The sequence below is a fragment of the Salmonella sp. A29-2 genome, from assembly GCF_020150755.1.
GTDB lineage: Bacteria > Pseudomonadota > Gammaproteobacteria > Enterobacterales > Enterobacteriaceae > Salmonella > Salmonella enterica.
Genome location: NZ_CP083731.1, coordinates 3,617,350 through 3,634,196, shown reverse-complemented (window position 1 = coordinate 3,634,196; position 16,847 = coordinate 3,617,350). Strand labels below are relative to the sequence as shown.

General features: G+C 52.3%; 16 protein-coding genes and 3 pseudogenes. All 19 read left to right on the top strand.

What is annotated here, in order from left to right; all coding sequences use genetic code 11:
• The first annotated feature begins 250 nt into the window (after nucleotides 1–250).
• The 19 genes and pseudogenes from K8W53_RS17740 to K8W53_RS17650 all read left to right on the top strand — a co-directional run bounded on the left by K8W53_RS17740 (nucleotide 251) and on the right by K8W53_RS17650 (nucleotide 16,827).
• Nucleotides 251–736, top strand: coding sequence for an Hcp family type VI secretion system effector (locus K8W53_RS17740; protein ID WP_000312802.1), 486 nt, complete (start codon nucleotides 251–253; stop codon nucleotides 734–736).
• Between the two features lie 66 nt (nucleotides 737–802).
• Nucleotides 803–997: pseudogene (locus K8W53_RS17735) on the top strand (type VI secretion system lipoprotein TssJ); the annotation flags it as partial.
• A 42-nt stretch (nucleotides 998–1,039) separates the two neighbouring features.
• Nucleotides 1,040–1,525 (top strand): type VI secretion system amidase effector protein Tae4, encoded by a 486-nt coding sequence (locus K8W53_RS17730; RefSeq protein ID WP_001081550.1) that lies wholly within the window; start codon nucleotides 1,040–1,042, stop codon nucleotides 1,523–1,525.
• Entirely contained in the window at nucleotides 1,510–1,893 is a 384-nt protein-coding gene (locus tag K8W53_RS17725; RefSeq protein WP_000379146.1) for a type VI secretion system amidase immunity protein Tai4, read from the top strand. Before K8W53_RS17730 ends, K8W53_RS17725 begins: the two co-directional genes overlap by 16 nt.
• Before the next feature lie 142 nt (nucleotides 1,894–2,035).
• Nucleotides 2,036–2,520: pseudogene (locus K8W53_RS17720) on the top strand (Hcp family type VI secretion system effector).
• Nucleotides 2,521–2,586: 66 nt separating this feature from the next.
• Nucleotides 2,587–3,123 carry a type VI secretion system lipoprotein TssJ gene (gene tssJ, locus K8W53_RS17715; protein WP_023202967.1) on the top strand — a complete coding sequence of 179 codons (537 nt, stop codon included), beginning with the start codon at nucleotides 2,587–2,589 and terminating at the stop codon, nucleotides 3,121–3,123.
• A gap of 3 nt (nucleotides 3,124–3,126) precedes the next feature.
• Nucleotides 3,127–4,470: a type VI secretion system baseplate subunit TssK gene (tssK, locus tag K8W53_RS17710; RefSeq protein WP_000118732.1), complete on the top strand. Its 1,344-nt coding sequence runs from the start codon at nucleotides 3,127–3,129 to the stop codon at nucleotides 4,468–4,470.
• Nucleotides 4,467–5,771: a type VI secretion system protein TssL, long form gene (gene tssL, locus K8W53_RS17705; RefSeq protein WP_023224021.1), complete on the top strand. Its 1,305-nt coding sequence runs from the start codon at nucleotides 4,467–4,469 to the stop codon at nucleotides 5,769–5,771. The genes tssK and tssL overlap by 4 nt, the downstream gene beginning before the upstream one ends.
• 4 nt (nucleotides 5,772–5,775) lie before the next feature.
• Entirely contained in the window at nucleotides 5,776–6,549 is a 774-nt protein-coding gene (locus K8W53_RS17700) for a Rap1a/Tai family immunity protein (protein WP_224435198.1), read from the top strand.
• A gap of 202 nt (nucleotides 6,550–6,751) precedes the next feature.
• Nucleotides 6,752–7,183: a Shiga-like toxin A subunit SciR gene (gene sciR, locus K8W53_RS17695; RefSeq protein ID WP_077905250.1), complete on the top strand. Its 432-nt coding sequence runs from the start codon at nucleotides 6,752–6,754 to the stop codon at nucleotides 7,181–7,183.
• Nucleotides 7,184–7,216: 33 nt separating this feature from the next.
• The gene (gene icmF, locus K8W53_RS17690; RefSeq protein WP_058654875.1) at nucleotides 7,217–11,110 is read left to right on the top strand and encodes a Type VI secretion protein IcmF; all 3,894 of its coding nucleotides are present in this window, start codon (nucleotides 7,217–7,219) and stop codon (nucleotides 11,108–11,110) included.
• Nucleotides 11,110–11,877, top strand: a complete 768-nt coding sequence (locus K8W53_RS17685; RefSeq protein WP_001254120.1) for a TagF domain-containing protein — start codon at nucleotides 11,110–11,112, stop codon at nucleotides 11,875–11,877. Before icmF ends, K8W53_RS17685 begins: the two co-directional genes overlap by 1 nt.
• A 42-nt stretch (nucleotides 11,878–11,919) precedes the next feature.
• A complete protein-coding gene (locus K8W53_RS17680) occupies nucleotides 11,920–12,390 on the top strand; it encodes a glucosaminidase domain-containing protein (protein WP_000501517.1) in 471 nt (156 codons plus the stop codon).
• Complete coding sequence (locus K8W53_RS17675) at nucleotides 12,375–12,836, top strand: hypothetical protein (protein ID WP_023240609.1); 462 nt, start codon at nucleotides 12,375–12,377, stop codon at nucleotides 12,834–12,836. Before K8W53_RS17680 ends, K8W53_RS17675 begins: the two co-directional genes overlap by 16 nt.
• Before the next feature lie 8 nt (nucleotides 12,837–12,844).
• Nucleotides 12,845–12,952 (top strand): annotated as a pseudogene (locus K8W53_RS17670) (cytoplasmic protein); the annotation flags it as partial.
• A 10-nt stretch (nucleotides 12,953–12,962) separates the two neighbouring features.
• Complete coding sequence (locus K8W53_RS17665; protein WP_023181852.1) at nucleotides 12,963–13,664, top strand: hypothetical protein; 702 nt, start codon at nucleotides 12,963–12,965, stop codon at nucleotides 13,662–13,664.
• A 13-nt stretch (nucleotides 13,665–13,677) separates the two neighbouring features.
• Nucleotides 13,678–14,127 (top strand): hypothetical protein, encoded by a 450-nt coding sequence (locus K8W53_RS17660; protein ID WP_223152164.1) that lies wholly within the window; start codon nucleotides 13,678–13,680, stop codon nucleotides 14,125–14,127.
• A 31-nt stretch (nucleotides 14,128–14,158) separates the two neighbouring features.
• Nucleotides 14,159–16,381 (top strand): type VI secretion system Vgr family protein, encoded by a 2,223-nt coding sequence (locus K8W53_RS17655; RefSeq protein WP_052939575.1) that lies wholly within the window; start codon nucleotides 14,159–14,161, stop codon nucleotides 16,379–16,381.
• A gap of 14 nt (nucleotides 16,382–16,395) precedes the next feature.
• Entirely contained in the window at nucleotides 16,396–16,827 is a 432-nt protein-coding gene (locus K8W53_RS17650) for a DcrB-related protein (RefSeq protein WP_001199685.1), read from the top strand.
• The last annotated feature ends 20 nt before the right edge of the window (nucleotides 16,828–16,847 follow it).

The following is a 16,847-nucleotide window of genomic DNA, read 5'->3' as shown; positions in this document are numbered from 1 at the left end:
TTTGAGACGTGAAAATTTCAGTACAGGTTATGGTTTTTATTATCGGAAGTTATGAAGCATTATTCATATGCATTAAATAATGCAAATTCATAAAATAACTAAATACATTATCGGTACCGAAAAAATATACAGTCTTCTGTTCTCCTGAAGTTATTGGAGAAGGATTCTGTACGGCAATGATTTATCTATAAACAAAAAGATATAGATAAAATCAGGTTTATTTTAAGTAAAACTTAATAAGGATATAAAAATGGCTTATGACATTTTTCTGAAAATTGACGGCATCGACGGTGAGTCGATGGATGACAAACACAAAAATGAAATTGAAGTACTGAGCTGGCGCTGGAATATCCATCAGGAATCCACCATGCACGCCGGTAGCGGCCTCGGCTCCGGTAAGGTCTCCGTCACCAACCTGGATTTTGATCACTATATCGACCGCGCCAGCCCGAACCTGTTCAAATACTGCGCCTCCGGCAAGCACATTCCGCAGGCCATTCTGGTTATGCGTAAGGCTGGCGGCAATCCGCTGGAGTACCTCAAGTATACCTTCACCGACCTGATTGTCGCCGTGGTTTCCCCGAGCGGCAGCCACGATGGTGAAATCGCCTCCCGTGAAACGGTGGAGCTCTCCTTCAGCACCGTGAAGCAGGAATACGTGGTGCAGAACCAGCAGGGCGGCAGCGGCGGCACCATTACCGCAGGCTACGACTTCAAGGCCAACAAAGAAATTTAACGGTTGTTTTTCCGGCCAGATTTATATCTGGCCGGATTTATTGTTTTGATTTTAAAGGAATTTACAGTGAATGAATGGCGTAACCCCACTCGGTGGTTATGTGCGGTAGCTATGCCTTTTGCACTGCTCCTGCTTTCCGGATGCGGCAGTAGCGATGCGTTACCTGACCCCTAATCGCAGCGGCCTGGCTTGAGCGTGAAAGCATTTTACAAGGTGAATTCTGACAATCAGAAGAAAGCGGCGTCCATGAAGATACGTGTTGAGAATTAATGATCTACACAGAATTTTTAGAGGGTAAGCAAAATGAACAGACCTTCATTCAATGAAGCGTGGTTAGCTTTTAGGAAGGTGAATCATTCCGTCGCTGATGTGGGTAGCATTATTGGTGGAAACGTTGGGAAAAATATAACTGGTGGTTATTTTCAAAATGCCTGCCCTATTCGAATGAGCTATGTTTTGAATGCGACAGGATTCCCAATAGCCCGTAACTCTCCGTATGCAAAGGTTAGTGGTGCCGATAATAAATTCTATATTTATCGCGTGAATGATATGATTGATTATCTTACTCATACTATGGGCAAGCCTGATCTTATTGTTAATAATCCGAAACAGAGTGACTTTATAGGGAAGAAAGGAATTATCGTAGTAAAAGGGCATGGCTGGAGCAATGCCAGAGGACACGTTACATTATGGAATGGCAGTATCTGTTCAGATCAGTGCCACTTATTAAATGACCCAGATAATGGACCATTTGTTCCTGAAGTTGGGACTCTGTGGATACTGCCGTGAAATGGTTAATATTAGTTACTTTCAGCATAAGTGGAATGCTGGTATGGCAGCCATCCTTTGCACAAGAAGCATTGACCACACAATATTCACAGTCGGAACTCTTAAAAAATTGGGCGCTGAGTCATTGTCTGGCATTAGTATACAAAGATGATGTCGTTAAAAACGATGCCAGAGCTACGGCCAGTGCTTACCTTGAATATGGTAAACAATCTGTGGAGATTTACCATGAAATTGATGAGATTGCGAAAAAATATTCAGGGTTGAAATATAACGGTTCGATATCATCAGATTTTAATACCATGAAGTGCATAGATTTTATCCATGACAGGGAATTAAATGAATTAATTAAAAGGCGTGTCGAGAAGTAAAATTCAAAGATATTAAAAGCATACGTTCTCTTGCTCTGATGAATTTATGGGTAAGAAAGAGCTGTACAGGAATAGTTAATCTGTTCACCTAATAAAGCAGATAAATCAGGGCTTAATTTAGGTAGTTAAAAGGATAGTAGATATGTCTTATGACATTTTTCTGAAAATTGACGGCATTGACGGCGAGTCAATGGATGACAAACACAAAAATGAAATTGAAGTACTGAGCTGGCGCTGGAATATTCATCAGGAATCCACCATGCACGCCGGTAGCGGTCTCGGTTCCGGTAAGGTCTCCGTCACTAATCTTTCATTTGAACATTACATCGATCGCGCCAGCCGAACCTGTTCAAATACTGCTCTTCCGGTAAGCACATTCCGCAGGCCATTCTGGTTATGCGTAAGGCTGGCGGCAATCCGCTGGAGTACCTCAAGTACACTTTCACAGATCTGATTATTGCAATGGTATCGCCCAGCGGAAGCCAGGGAGGGGAAATTGCGTCTCGCGAATCAATTGAACTCTCCTTCAGCACCGTGAAGCAGGAATACGTGGTGCAGAACCAGCAGGGTGGCAGCGGCGGCACCATTACCGCAGGCTACGACTTCAAGGCCAACAAAGAAATTTAACGGTTGTTTTTCCGGCCAGATTTATATCTGGCAGGATTTATTGTTTTGATTTTAAAGGAATTTACAGTGAATAAATGGCGTAACCCCACTCGGCGGTTATGTGCGGTAGCTATGCCTTTTGTACTGCTCCTGCTTTCCGGATGCGGCAGTAGCGATGCGTTACCTGACCTCGAATCACAGCGACTCGACCTGAGCGTGAAAGCCTCCGATAAGGTGAATCCTGACAATCAGAAGAAGGCCGCGCCCATTGAGATACGTGTGTATGAACTAAAAAATGACGCCGCTTTCACGACAGCTGATTACTGGTCGCTCCATGACAACGACAAATCCGTCCTTACCGACGATTTAGTGCGTCGCGACAGCTTTATTTTGCGTCCCGGCGAAGAGAAAAAACTGCGTCGCCCGCTGAATGCGCAGACCACGGCAATCGGCGTACTGGCCGGATACCGTAACCTGGCCAAATCGGTCTGGCGGGTAACCTATAAAATCCCGGAAGCCCCGGAAAAAGCCTGGTACAGCAGCCTCATACCGGGGAAAGGAAAAGTGCAGTTGGAGGCGGAACTGGAACAAAGCGCCATTGTAATTACGGAACGGGATAAATGAATTATGAGCTGGAATGACCGCGTAGTCTGGAGTGAAGGACAATTTTTACTGCCGCAGATGTTTCAGCAGCAAGAGCGTTATCTGGAACACGTCATGCATTACCGCAGCCTGCCGCTGACCCCCTTTTTCTGGGGATTCAGCCACTACAATATTGATGGAGAAGCGCTGAACATCGGTAAACTGATACTGAAAGAGGCATCAGGGATTTTTCCTGACGGCACGCCGTTTAACGCACCGGACCACACCCCGCTGCCGCCGCCACTGACCATCCTGCCGGAGCACCTGAACCAGCAGATTTGTCTGGCGGTACCGGTACGCGCGCCGAACAGCGAAGAAACTACGTTTGACAATAACCCGGAATCACTGGCGCGTTTCTCGGTACATGAACACGACATCCGCGACGCCAACTCGCTGGGACGTGGCGCGCAGTTATTACAACTCAGTCATCTGCGCCTGCGGCTGCTGCCGGAAAAGGCGGTGACGGGCGCCTGGATTGGCCTGCCATTGACCCGCATCACCGGGTTGAACCCTGACGGGCGGATAGATATCGACCACGACCTGATCCCGCCCATCATTAATTATCAGGCCAGTTCACTGATGTGTACCTGGCTGTCGTGGATCAACGATCTCATCCGGATGCGGGCCGATTCGCTGGCGGAACGGCTGACCGGCAGCGACAACCACGGCCATGAAGCAGCGGAGGTCTCCGATTACCTGCTGCTGCAAATTCTCAATCGCTTTGAGCCGCTGTTGACCCACCTGGCGAAAACGCCGCTGGCCCCGGAAGTGTTATATCGCTACCTGTCCGAACTGGCCGGGGAACTCTCCACCTATGTGCGTCCACAAACGCGACGGCCCGCTGAATACAAAGAGTACAAACACCTGACGCCCTATGCCGGACTGAAATCGCTGGTTGATGAGGTGCAGTTCCTGCTGAATGCGGTACTGATCCGGGGCGCGCAGCGCATCGAGCTGAAAGAGGGGACTTACGGCATCCTGAATGCGGTGGTGGCCCCTTCCGATCTTGCCGATTTCAGCACGCTGGTACTGGCGATAAAGGCTTCAATGCCGACCGATGTGCTACTGCAACATTTTGCCGCCCAGACCAAAATCGGGCCATCCGATCGCCTGCCGGAACTGATCCGCTCGCATCTGCCGGGGCTGGCTTTGCAGGTTCTGCCTGTACCACCGCGCCAAATCCCGTTTCAGGCCGGATACATCTATTACGACATCCGCCGCGAGGGAGCATTGTGGGAACACATTGCCCGTTACGGCGGGATGGCCATGCATACCGCCGGGGAATTTCCGGGGCTGGAGACAGAACTGTGGGGAGTGCGCGATAAATGACAGACAGTACCCTGACGCCGCCAGCGGCGGACATGATGTCCTTTTTGTCCACCACGCCGGAGCATAAGGACAGTGAATATGAAACGCCGGTACACACCAGCCAGCGCACGGAACTCAATGTCATCGTTGAAGACGGTCCGGACAGCAAACTCCGGCTGGCTGAAATCAGCGCGGCGGCTAACCCGTTGCTCGCCGCTGCCCGGCCTTTATTGTGCGCTCTCGCAGCCATGCCCGCTAAACTGGATGCGGCCCTGGTAGAGCCTTACCGTAATCTGTTGGTACGCGAGATGCATCTGTACCAGACATTATGCGATCAGGCGAACCTGCGGCGCGAGCACGTACTGGCGGTACGTTACTGCCTGTGTACGGCGCTTGATGAAGCCGCCAATAACACAACCTGGGGACGGCGCGGCGTCTGGGCCGGAAAAAGCCTGCTGGTAACATTTCATGGTGAAAGCGAAGGCGGGATAAAACTTTTCCAGATCATCGGGCGTCTGGCAGCCAGCTTCCAGGAGCATGGCAACGTACTGGAGGTTATCTACCACCTGCTGGGGTTGGGATTTGAAGGCCGCTACAGCGTGCAGCCAGACGGGCGTAAGCAACTGGACAATATTCGCCAGCAACTGCTGACACAGCTTTCACAGCGTCGCGATCCGGTTATGCCCGCGCTCTCGCCTGACTTTCAGGGGGCGATAAGCGGACGACTGCGGCGGATGCGCCGGGTGCCGGTCTGGCTGAGCGCCGGGATAGCCCTGTTGGCGATGCTGACGCTGTTTGGCCTTTACAGCCACCGGATGGATGTGCAGACCGTCACCGTACAACAGCATATTGATGCGATTGGTATAATACTGCCGCCGCCGCCCGTGCCGGTTCATAAGCTGCGGCTGAAAATCCTGCTGGCAAACGAAATCGCCCGTGGCCTGCTGACCGTGGACGAAGATGACCAGCACAGTAGGGTGGTCTTCCGTGGCGACGCCATGTTTGTACCGGGACAAAAAACGGTGAGTGACGCAATCCGGCCAGTGATTAACAAAGCGGCGCGGGAAATCGCCCGCGTGGGCGGCGCAGTCACTGTAACGGGTCACACTGACAGCCAGCCCATTCATTCGGCTGAATTCCCATCCAACCTGGTGCTGTCGGAAAAACGGGCGGCGGAAGTTGCGGCGTTGCTGACCTCCGGCGGCGTACCTGCCGGACGGGTACATATCGTCGGCAAGGGCGATACGGTGCCGGTGGCGGATAACGGCAGTAAAGCCGGGCGGGCGAAAAACCGTCGGGTGGAAATTCTGGTAGTGGAGTGAATGAATGATGAAAAAATCAACCTATGATGTGTCTCATCATTCGGCAGTATGTGGCGTGACGGGGGATTATTATCGGATCTCAGCGACATATCACATAAAACGATCTGTTCGTGTTTTTTTGATCATTTTATATTGTTTATTACCCGGTGGCGTTTTTGCCGGGTCCCTGATTAACGCAGGATTCATTTCCCCCGATAATGTCAACCTCAGTATACGGGATTTTCTGGGATTTTATGCCAGTGATAACTTACAGGAAAAAGATAATACACTGATGTATGTGTTGGGGGTAGCGGATGCCACAGAAGGTAAGACGTGGTGTGGATATGGTCAGGTTGACAGTATAACAATAAACCATACTGTGCTGGCCTGGCTTGATCGGTACTCTGTGAAAAAGCCTGATGCAAGAGCTTCGGTGCTGATAGAGGAAGCATTAGTTAAAAATTTCCCCTGTCAGGGGACTGAACCCTCCGTAAAAATTGCTTCCCGGTCATCTCCTGTGTTATCCCTGACGCCGGATGCGCTTAATCTTTCAGGTAATGACTTTTTTAAATTTTGGGTATCTGGTAATCAACTGGATAAACTCAGGGCGGGTATCTATCTGCTTGGCGTGGAGGATGCGACAGAGAAAAAACTATGGTGTGGATACGATTTATTTAAGACGCTAACATTAAATGAAATTGTCTATGTTTTTCTTAAAAATAAGACACATAAAGAACTTAATTCTCGCGCGGCTGAGCTTATCATAAATAAATTAATAGAGTACCCCTGTAAGATATAAAATCATTCAAGTTGCATCAAGGCGGCAAGGAAATAAATCCCCGGGAGCATACATTGGTTCGTGACTGGGGTAAGAGAGTAAAGCCAGCGCACATGTAGCCTGAAATGTGACAGGTATACCCTGTGATAATGTTATCGCTGCCAGTTCAGATAAAGTCTTGGTGGTAAAGTCTTGGTAGTAAGGGATTGATATGTTTAAGATAATGGTCTGTCTGTTGGTGGGTATTCCTGCCATTTCTTATGCGCACGATTATGGGTGTGCTACGGTTGGAGCATCAATGGAGTCATCATTATTTGATGCCATAAAAAATGACCTGAATATAGATGTCGCTACTATTATAAAGGATAAAACAAAGGTAGAGATTCTTGATATCTCGCCTGTATCTAAGGTCTATGCAGAATCTCTGGCCAGGATGGATTATGAAAAAGATAAGGCCAAAAATAAAGTGGCAATATTAGATAAAAAATCCTATTTCGATAGTTACTATGAAAATCAGGTTAAATCTATCGTGGCAAAATATACCTATATTAACAAAGATAAAGAAAAAGATATTTTCATTGCATCCAGCTTCATGAACGCTGATGAGTGTTCTGTAAGATTTAATGGTTATATTACTTTATTCAGGGAATTTTAAAATATTGATTATTGGGTGGCGAGTCGAAATATAATGCAAAAATTTCTTAGTCTGCTTTTTTCCCGGCGCGCGCTGGCAGTTGTGGGCGTTCTGGTTCTGGCGCTGCTGGTCTGGTTTGTCGGGCCGCTGGTGTCATTTGATACCCTGCGCCCGCTGGCCTCCGTGGGTAGCCGGGTAGTGACCATTGCCCTGTTGCTGATGCTGCTGGTACTGTGGCTGGTCAACTGGTCGATGAGTATCATCGGCATCAGTGTCCTGTGCCTGGCGATTGGCTTCGTCACACCGCTGCTGGCCCTGGGCGATGTCCATCCGTTTGCGCCGCTGTGGGTCCGCCTGACCCTGATTGGTTTCATCCTGCTGATGTACGCGCTGTACGGCCTGTACCGGCTGTGGCGTGCGCTGCGTATGGATGAACAACTGCTGCGTCGCTTCCTGCATCCGCGCGGGGAAGAGGTACCGGTGGCAGGCGAGATCAAAGCCGACCTGCGCACCGTCAACCATATTGTCACGCAGGCCATCCGGCAGCTGCGGCAGTTGCGGGTGGATATGCCTGGCTGGCGTAAAATCTTCGAGGGAAAACGCTTTCTGTATGAGCTGCCGTGGTTCATGGTGGTCGGCAGTCCCGGCGATGGCAAAACCACGGCCCTGCTGAACACCGGATTGCAGTTCCCGCTGGCGGAGCAAATGGAGCAGACCTCGCGTATCCTGACAGTGCCGGGTGGCGGCACGCTACACTGCGACTGGTGGTTTACCAACGAAGCGGTGTTGATTGATACCGCCGGACGCTACGCCCGCCACGATGACGGTGGTGAAGCGAGCGCCGCGCAGCGTAACGCCGGAGAGTGGCAGGGCTTTCTCGGTCTGCTGCGTAAACATCGCCCCGGCGCGCCGCTTAACGGCGTGATCCTGACGCTAAACGTGGCGGATTTAACCGCACAGTCACCGGCGGAACGCCTGGCGGCCTGCGCCGCTCTGCGGGCGCGACTGGCAGAACTGCGCGAGACCCTGGGGATTCGCTTTCCGGTCTATCTGGTGGTCACCAAAATGGATTTGTTGCCGGGGTTCAGCGAGTATTTTCGCACGCTGACCAGCCATCTTCGCGCACAAATCTGGGGCTTCACGTTGCCGTACAGCCGCAGGCGAAAAGCGGGCGACCCGCAGGCGCTGCACGCCGCCTGCGCGCAGGCGCTGCACGCCGCCTGCGCGCAGGAGCTGGCGCGCCTGACGCTGCGGTTGGATCAGGGACTGGATACCCGGTTACAGGAAGAGTACGACCTTAAAAGCCGCCAGCGGCTGTATACCTTCCCGCGTGAGTTCGCCGCCCTCGGCGAGCCGTTGCTGGAGGCTATTGAACAGATCTTCCTCGATTCAAAATTCGATGCCACGCAACTGAATAACACGCTGCGCGGGGTGTTTTTCACCAGCGCCGCGCAGGCGCAGGCCGACGCCGTGGCCGACCAGTTGAGTATCTGGCAGCGCTTTGTCCGGGCGATAAAAACCGCCCGTGGCGAATCCTCCGCCTCTCTCCCGCACGCTCTGCCGGACGGCAACCGCAGCTACTTTCTGCATGATCTGCTAACACAGTTTATTTTCCGTGAAGCGCACCTGGTGGAGCCAAACCTCCAGTGGGCCTGGCGTTACCGCCTGCTGCGCCTCGGCGGGCACCTGCTGGTACTGGTGCTGGCATTCCTGTTGTGGCAGGGGATGCAGACCAGCCAGCAGACCAACGGCGACTATATGAATGAAATCAGCGCCCGCGCGGCCCGGCTGGACGGTGATGTGAAAGCCTACACCGGTAAACCGGCGATGGCTCCCGTCCCGGCACTGCTGGACAGCGCAAGGGAACTGTCCGCCTGGCCGGAACTGGACCCGGACGCGCCGCCGCTGACCTGGCGCTACGGCCTGTACAGCGTACCGCCGGTAACCGACAGCGTGGCGTCGCTGTACAACCGCCTGCTGGATCAACTGCTGCTGCCGCCGCTGGTGAAACGGATGGAGTATGTGCTGGCGGACGCCATTGCCCGTCAGGACAGTAAAGCGGCCTACGATGCCCTGCGCATCTATCTGCTACTGAATCTGGATAAAGATCACGAAGATAAATACAACGCGGCGGAGATCCAGTCGTGGGTGATTAACGATCTGGGGAACAGCGACAGCGTGGCCGGGTTCGGCGGGCGCGCCGCCGTGCTGACGCATATCGAAGCGCTGTTTGACGGCAGCCGGGTGGTGCATTCACCGTATGAGAAAGATGAGGCGCTGATCCGCCAGGCGCGGGCATTCCTCGACGGTCACACCAGTACCGAGCGTATCTATGCGCGGGCGCTGGCGGCAATGGAGAGCGAAGCGCCGCAGGAGTTCACGCTGGTACGCGCTGTGGGCGCGGATGCGGGAACGGTGTTTGTGCGTAGCAACGGCGCGCCGCTGGATCGGGGCGTGCCGGGTATTTTTACCCGTGAAGGTTACCGGGAGCTGTTCGACAAACGATTACCGGAATTTGTGGCGGCGGCGACGGCGAACGATGGCTGGGTGATGGGCCGGGAGAGTACGCCAAAAAAGCTGACTGACAGCCTGCGCAGCCAGATACCGGGGCAGGAGCAGTCTGTCGCCCGCGAAGTCCGCCGTTTGTACCTGACAGAATATGCCCGCCGCTGGCAGGATTTTCTGGACAGTATCCATAGTATCAACAGTGCCGGGGAAGAGGGCAGTTCCGGCCTGGCCTATGATTTACAGGTGCTGCGCACCCTGGCATCGCCGGACTCACCGCTGATGCGGCTGGGAAAAGCGGTGGTGGAGCAGACCACGCTGGTGCCGCCGCCGGACCCGCAGGCCAGACAGAAACAGCTGGCGCAGCGCGCGTCCGGTAACGCGGGGAAAGTGGTACAGACGGCAAAACTGTTCCAGGATATTCACCCGGAAGAACGGCTGGAAAAAACGCTGGTGGATGACCGTTTCGCCGCGCTGCGCGAGGTCATTGCCGGGCGGACGGACGGCGGACAGAGCGGCGGTGGGACGATGCAGATCGCTTCGCTGCTGACCATGCTCAACGAGTATTACACCCAACTGACCATTGCTGATAGCGCGCTGGCGGCGGGGACGTTGCCAGCGCGCATTACTGCCGCAGACAAGTTGCAACTGGAGGCGGCGAAACTGCCTGCGCCGCTGAAAAACATCCTGCTGGATCTGACGAAGCAGGGAACGCGCAAAATCAACGCCGGGACCGGCGACGTGCTGAACACCCAGATGGAGGCGATGATGGGCGACGACTGCCGTGACGCCATCGACGGGCGCTATCCGTTCGCCGACAGTCCGCAGGAGGTCAGCGCCGAGGACTTTAACCGCATCTTCGCCAGCGGCGGCGTACTGGATGCTTTCTGGAGCAAACAACTGGCTCCGCTGGCGGACACCGCCAGCGATCCGTGGCGCTACAAACCGACCGAAGGCAACATGACGTTGCAGGGGCCGGATTTAACGCCGTTTCAGCAGGCGAAGCAGATCCGCAGCGTGTTTTTTAACAGCGAGGGCGGGAAAAAATTTTCCTGGTCGATGCAGATTAGCGTGGTGGATATGGACCCGGCCATCACGGAACTGGTGATTGATATCGACGGTCAGGTGCTGCGCTACGCCCATGGTCCGGACCGGCCCCTGAAAGTGACGTGGCCGGGACCGCGCAACGGCTCGATGGCGGAAATCACCGCCAGCCCGCGTATTCGCCAGGACACCTCAACGCTACTGACCGGCGGGCCGTGGGCGCTGTTTCATCTGCTGGACGCCGGAATGGTACAGGAAACGGCGGTGCGGGGGCGTCAACTGGTGGAATATGATTTTGACGGTCGCCGGGTGGTGCTGGAAATCACCGCCGGGCGGGATTTTAACCCGGTCAGCCGGGAGCTGTTGCAGAACTTCAGTTGCCCGGCGAGGGCGCTGTAATGCGCCGGCCAGCGGTGGTATCAGCCCCGGCGATGTTCGGCAGGCTGCCGGACCAGCGCGACTATGTGCGCTGGCGGGTGGGCGCTGAAGAGGGACGAATATGGCAGGACTGGCTGAACCGCCAGACGTGGGTGGGCAGCGGGCGGCATATCGTGTTGCCGGAAGGCCAGACGACCGATGAAGAGCGTGACGGCTGGATGCACCTGTCGCCGCGTGGCGAACATGATATGCCCGCGCCGGAACACCATCCGCTGCCGTGGAGCTTTGTGATGTCGCCGGGATTTTTGCCGATGGGTGGGACGACTGACTGGCTGACCGGAGTGCTGATGGCGTCACGGGATAGCGTGGGACGCCCGTGGCCGCTGGTGATTTACCAGCGCTGCGGTCGGGAGTGGCTGGACGAGAGTTTGCAGGAGACGCAGGGCTGGCTGTACTGGCTGGCGAGGCTGGCGGCGCAGCATATCACGCTGGACACGATGCGGCGCGGGCGGCTGACGGAGCAGGTGGACCAGCTATGGGCGATGTGGCAGCCGGGGCCGTGGTGGGCGCAGTGGCTGCGCGGGTTACGACGAACATCGCAGCGCAGCCGGGAACTGACCGGGCTGCCGGATGAAGCACCGGTAGTAGAACTGCCGGGCGTGCGTTATCTGCCGTGGCCGGGCTGGCCGGGTAAGACGCTGGGGCAGGCAACACCGGGGCAAGGCTGGTTCTGGCAGCAGAACAGTGAAGGGCGGTATGTGGATGCGCTGCGACTGGTGGAGAAATAATGAACATGGTGGTTTTAAAAACACCTGCTAAGGAATGAAGAAATGGGTGCTTATGATAAAGCGTGTAATAACGTGGGTGCGGTAAGATTTGTCCAGGAGCACATGAAGGTTTGTGAGATAATTGCAAAAGAGCTTGACGTACCGGTAGAGAATATACTGGGTCTTGCTGCTGCCGAAAGTCAATATGGTACAGGTCGTATTGCCAGGGAATATAATAATTACTTTTCTCTCCAGGCTCCTGCATCATTTCAGTCAGGTCGGGTTCATCCAAAGGATAGTAACAAAACTTGGGTGGCTATTTTTTCTTCGTTTTCAGTTTGTGCGCGATCTTTTGCTGTCAAGTATGGTGACGCTGTTCGGGGGAAAAAAGATGCTCTGGCCTTCTCTGAAGCTCTGGTAGCTGCTGGGTTTAATTCAGGATCTCATATTACTGGTGGTACGGATAATTACGCCAGGATAACTGCTGGAATAATTATTATGGTCGGACGGAGAATAGCATGCCCCGTAAAATAATGCTTGTTTTTTTTCTCTTTATATCTGAGTTCTGTTATGCCCAAGTGGTTGTATCTGAATTTAATTTGTCAGATATAAATCGCGGTGGAATGACGAAAGCACAGGCAGAAAAACTACTCATTATTGCACTTAAATATCAAAAATATGATTTATCGCTGGATGGCGTTTTTGTTGACGGTGATTTGCAGGATAAACACGGAAATCCTCCCCATCCGGGATATTATGATTTTAGCCTTGGCTATGATACACCGACTGTCGGAGCAATAGATTATTGGGGGCTGTTTTCAGTAAGTTCTCAAACTGGTGATATATGGGAAATAAATAAATGTGAGAGAATTATATTTCCGCAGTTGCAAAAAATACAACAAGAAATAATGAAAAAAACTGGCGCGACATTTGCCAGTGAAGTGGTACAGCGCCGGGGGCTGGGCTGTACAGATGAATAGCGGGATAGTTGGATCTACCGGGCATACGTTACCTGCCAGGGCAAGGCTGGTTCTGGCAGCAGAACAGTGAAGGGCGGTATGTGGATGCACTGCGGCTGGTGGATGAAAACAGGTAAAGGATTTTATATGAGTAAACGTGAAGAAATTAAAGGTAATCAGAAGTTTGATGAACTCAAATTTGGCATTGTATATACCGAAGTGTTGGGTTGGCTTGATATGGGACATGCCGGTGGTGACGATATTTCCTTGCTAAAACAGCAATTTGATGCGGGTGAAAGCTCCGGTAATAAATATTACTCAGTGATATATAAACAGAATATGCGAATCAGAAGTAAAACACTGAGGCAGGAAATGGGGACAGGAAAATTCACTCGCTGGGAAATCCAAAGAGGACGTACTCAGGATGAAATTAATAGCATCATGCTGGCGATGATGATGAATACAGCATTGAAGTTTGAGGCGTATCAAAGCTTGAAAGCATTTTCATGGCATACAGATAGTGGATTTAGTGGTGAAGATTTGGTTTCAGATCTTTTTGGTTTTTATCGTTTTATGATCCCGGGGAAATACAGTAGTTTGGTTCGTCCCGTCAGTTATAATGATGCGGTTAGTCGCTGGGATTTTTACGGACCTGTTGGCAGTTTTAAAAATGATGGGTTTCGACCCATTCTGTTTCCTGATCCGAAGGATCCCTGTGTCAAACATAAACCTTATAAGGTAAATTTGCCACATTTTATGACATGGATCCAACCGTGGAGTGATTTTACATCGGGTAAGATAAGAATCATAACTAATGATGGAACATCATTTTCTTTTTTACCCATATAGGATGTATATAAACATGCAAGGGATGAGAATTTTCAGACGTCTTTTTTTATGGTTTATCCTTGCCGTATTTTCTATGCTTTTTATCGCTTGTATTTTTATATATATGATTTCATCAGGAATGAATGATGGTGGAGTTTATACGGAAAATGATTTTTTAAAATACCACATGCTTACTGATCCTGACATATTAAATAGTCCTAAAGTATCTGAGAAATATTATTTTGAATACCATCCAGGTGATGGTTATCCACTTTCAAACTCCATAGTATTTAGTGGGGGGACAGATGTGGAGCCTTTGAAAAGATATCTCTCAGAACTGGGGTATAAATTACATAAGCGCATTCTCAATAAGAATGAAATTGTATGGGAGAGTCGTTGTTCGATAAATCAGTCATCATCGTTTTATCTTTCAGTTAACTATACAGAAAATAGTGTTCAGCTTGAAAAAGAAATTTGTTATTAGCAGATGACTACATTCTTCAGAAGGATCCATTATGAGTTTTGTATCCACGGGTAATAAAACTGTCGGGAGCGATGGGCCAGCTATCACTACGCCGCCAATTGTCGGAGAAAATAACGGTGTTAGTTCAGGTGCCGCCGTAGCCAGCGTTACTGACGCAGCCGAACAAATGGCAGAACAGGCAGTGGAATTGTTGTTTGGCGAGTTGCCGGAACCATCAGGACTGGTAAAAGCCGCGGTGGCAGCGGCGCAGGCCGCCGCTGTGGCGGCAGGGATATCGGATATAGCTGGTGCCGCACAGGACGTAATGTCATCCCTTATCTCCGGACCGGGAGTGCATAACGTTACGGTAAGCGGCAGTGCCGTGCCGCCGCAGATGTTGTTGTTTGCCAGCCTTAATGGCTCGGAAACACTGGGAGCCTTGTTTACTTATGTGGTACAGCTAAAAACGCCCGACACCCTGAATCTGGGCTATGTCTCCCCGGCGGCCAACCTGCCGCTCAAACCGATGGTGGGCAAAGATCTGTGCGTCAACATCGAACTGGATGGTGACGGTAAACGGCATATCAGCGGGCTGGTCACGGCGGCGCGGGTAGTCGGTCATGAAGGGCGTTCGGTTACCTATGAGCTGCGTATGGAGCCGTGGGTAAAACTGTTGACCCATACCAGCGACTACAAAGCATTCCAGAATAAAACCGTGGTGGATATTCTGGATGAGGTTCTGGCGGAATACCCCTACCCGGTGGAAAAGCGGCTGGTGGAAAGCTACCCGGTACGCACCTGGCAGGTGCAGTACGGTGAAACTGATTTTGATTTTCTTCAGCGACTGATGCAGGAGTGGGGCATCTACTGGTGGTTTGAGCACAGCGAGGACAGCCACACGCTGGTGCTGGCGGATGCCATCAGCGCCCACAAAGCATGTCCGGACTCGCCGCTGGTCGAGTGGCACCAGGAAGGGCTGAAGCTGGACAAGGAGTTTATCCACACTATCACGGCAAACGAGAGTCTGCGGACTGGCCAGTGGGTGCTGGATGATTTCGATTTTACGAAGCCACGTTCATTGCTGGCAAACACGGTGGCAAACCCGCGTGAAACCGGTCATGCCACCTACGAGCATTATGAGTGGCCGGGAGACTACTTCGACAAGAGTGAAGGCGAGATGCTGACGCGCATTCGTATGGAAGCGCAGCGCAGCCCCGGCAGTCGGGTGCTGGGGGGAGGGAATATCCGCACACTCATGACAGGCTATACCTTCACGCTGATGAATCACCCTACGGCAGAACTCAACCAGGAATATCTGTTGGCGCAGACCTTGCTGTTTGTGCAGGACAACGCGCAGCACAGCGGGCAGGACCAGCACTTTACCTTTTCCACCAGTTTTGAACTGCACCCCACCCGCGAGGTGTACCGCCCGCAGCGAACCATCAGCAAACCCCACACCAAAGGACCGCAGAGCGCCATTGTCACCGGCCCGTCGGGCCAGGAAATCTGGACGGATCAGTACGGGCGGGTAAAGGTGCAGTTTGGCTGGGACCGTTACGGCAAAATGGATGAAAACAGCTCCTGCTGGATACGCGTCAGCTACCCATGGGCGGGCAAAGGCTTCGGGATGATCCAGATCCCGCGTATCGGCCAGGAAGTGCTGGTGGATTTCAAAAACGGCGATCCGGATCTGCCGATCATCGTGGGGCGTACCTACAACCAGGACACCATGCCGCCGTGGGGACTGCCGGGAATGGCAACACAGAGCGGGATATTCAGTCACTCACTATATGGCGGGCCAACGAACGGCAACATGCTGCGTTTTGATGATAAAACGGGCGCGGAGGAAGTGAAGTTCCACGCGGAAAAAGATCTCAACACCACGGTGAAGAATAATGAAACGCATACGGTAAATGCTGACCGGACGAAAACCATTATCCATAACGAAATTACAAAAGTGCATATTGATCGCACGGAAGATGTTTTTGGTAAACACACTGAAACCATTAAGGGCGATCGGGATATTACGGTCACGGAAGGCAAGCAGTCGCTGACGGTGAAGACGGGCAACCGGACGGTCACAGTGGCAACGGGCACCAGTACCGAAACAGTACATGGGGATATTTCCATTACCTCCACCACCGGAGCCATTCACCTGACAGCAAACACGCAGATTACATTGACGGTGGGACAAAGTACGCTTGTCATGAATGCCAACGGCACCATAAAGCTGGATGGCCCCACCCATCTGGCGCTTAACCCGGAATCAAAATAACAGGGCATATTTCCATGCAATACCTTATTAATGAAGGACATTTTTCCCTGCCCGGAAACTGGCAGGATAACACGATGAACATCCTGACACCGGTGCTGAGCGACATTGCAGGCGCAAACCTGGTGGTCACGCGTGAAATTCTGCCGGAAGGGGCGGAGTTCAGTGATTATCTGGCGGTACAGAAGAAGAAATTCCGTACTGAGCTGAAGGCGATGACATTCACGGTGGAAGAATCCTGCCATGTGGAAGAGCGTCCGGCGGAATACTGGGAGTTTAGCTGGAACAACAACGGAATAACGATACAACAGCTACTGCTGGTGATACTTAACGGTCGTCAGGTGCTGACGCTGACCTATTCCTCAACGCAGGCGCTGGCAGAGGAAGATCGTAAAACGATGCGGGGGACATTGTTGCATTTTCGTTTTGGGATGCCGCAGGACAAATAACCCGGCGGACGCAGTGGTAA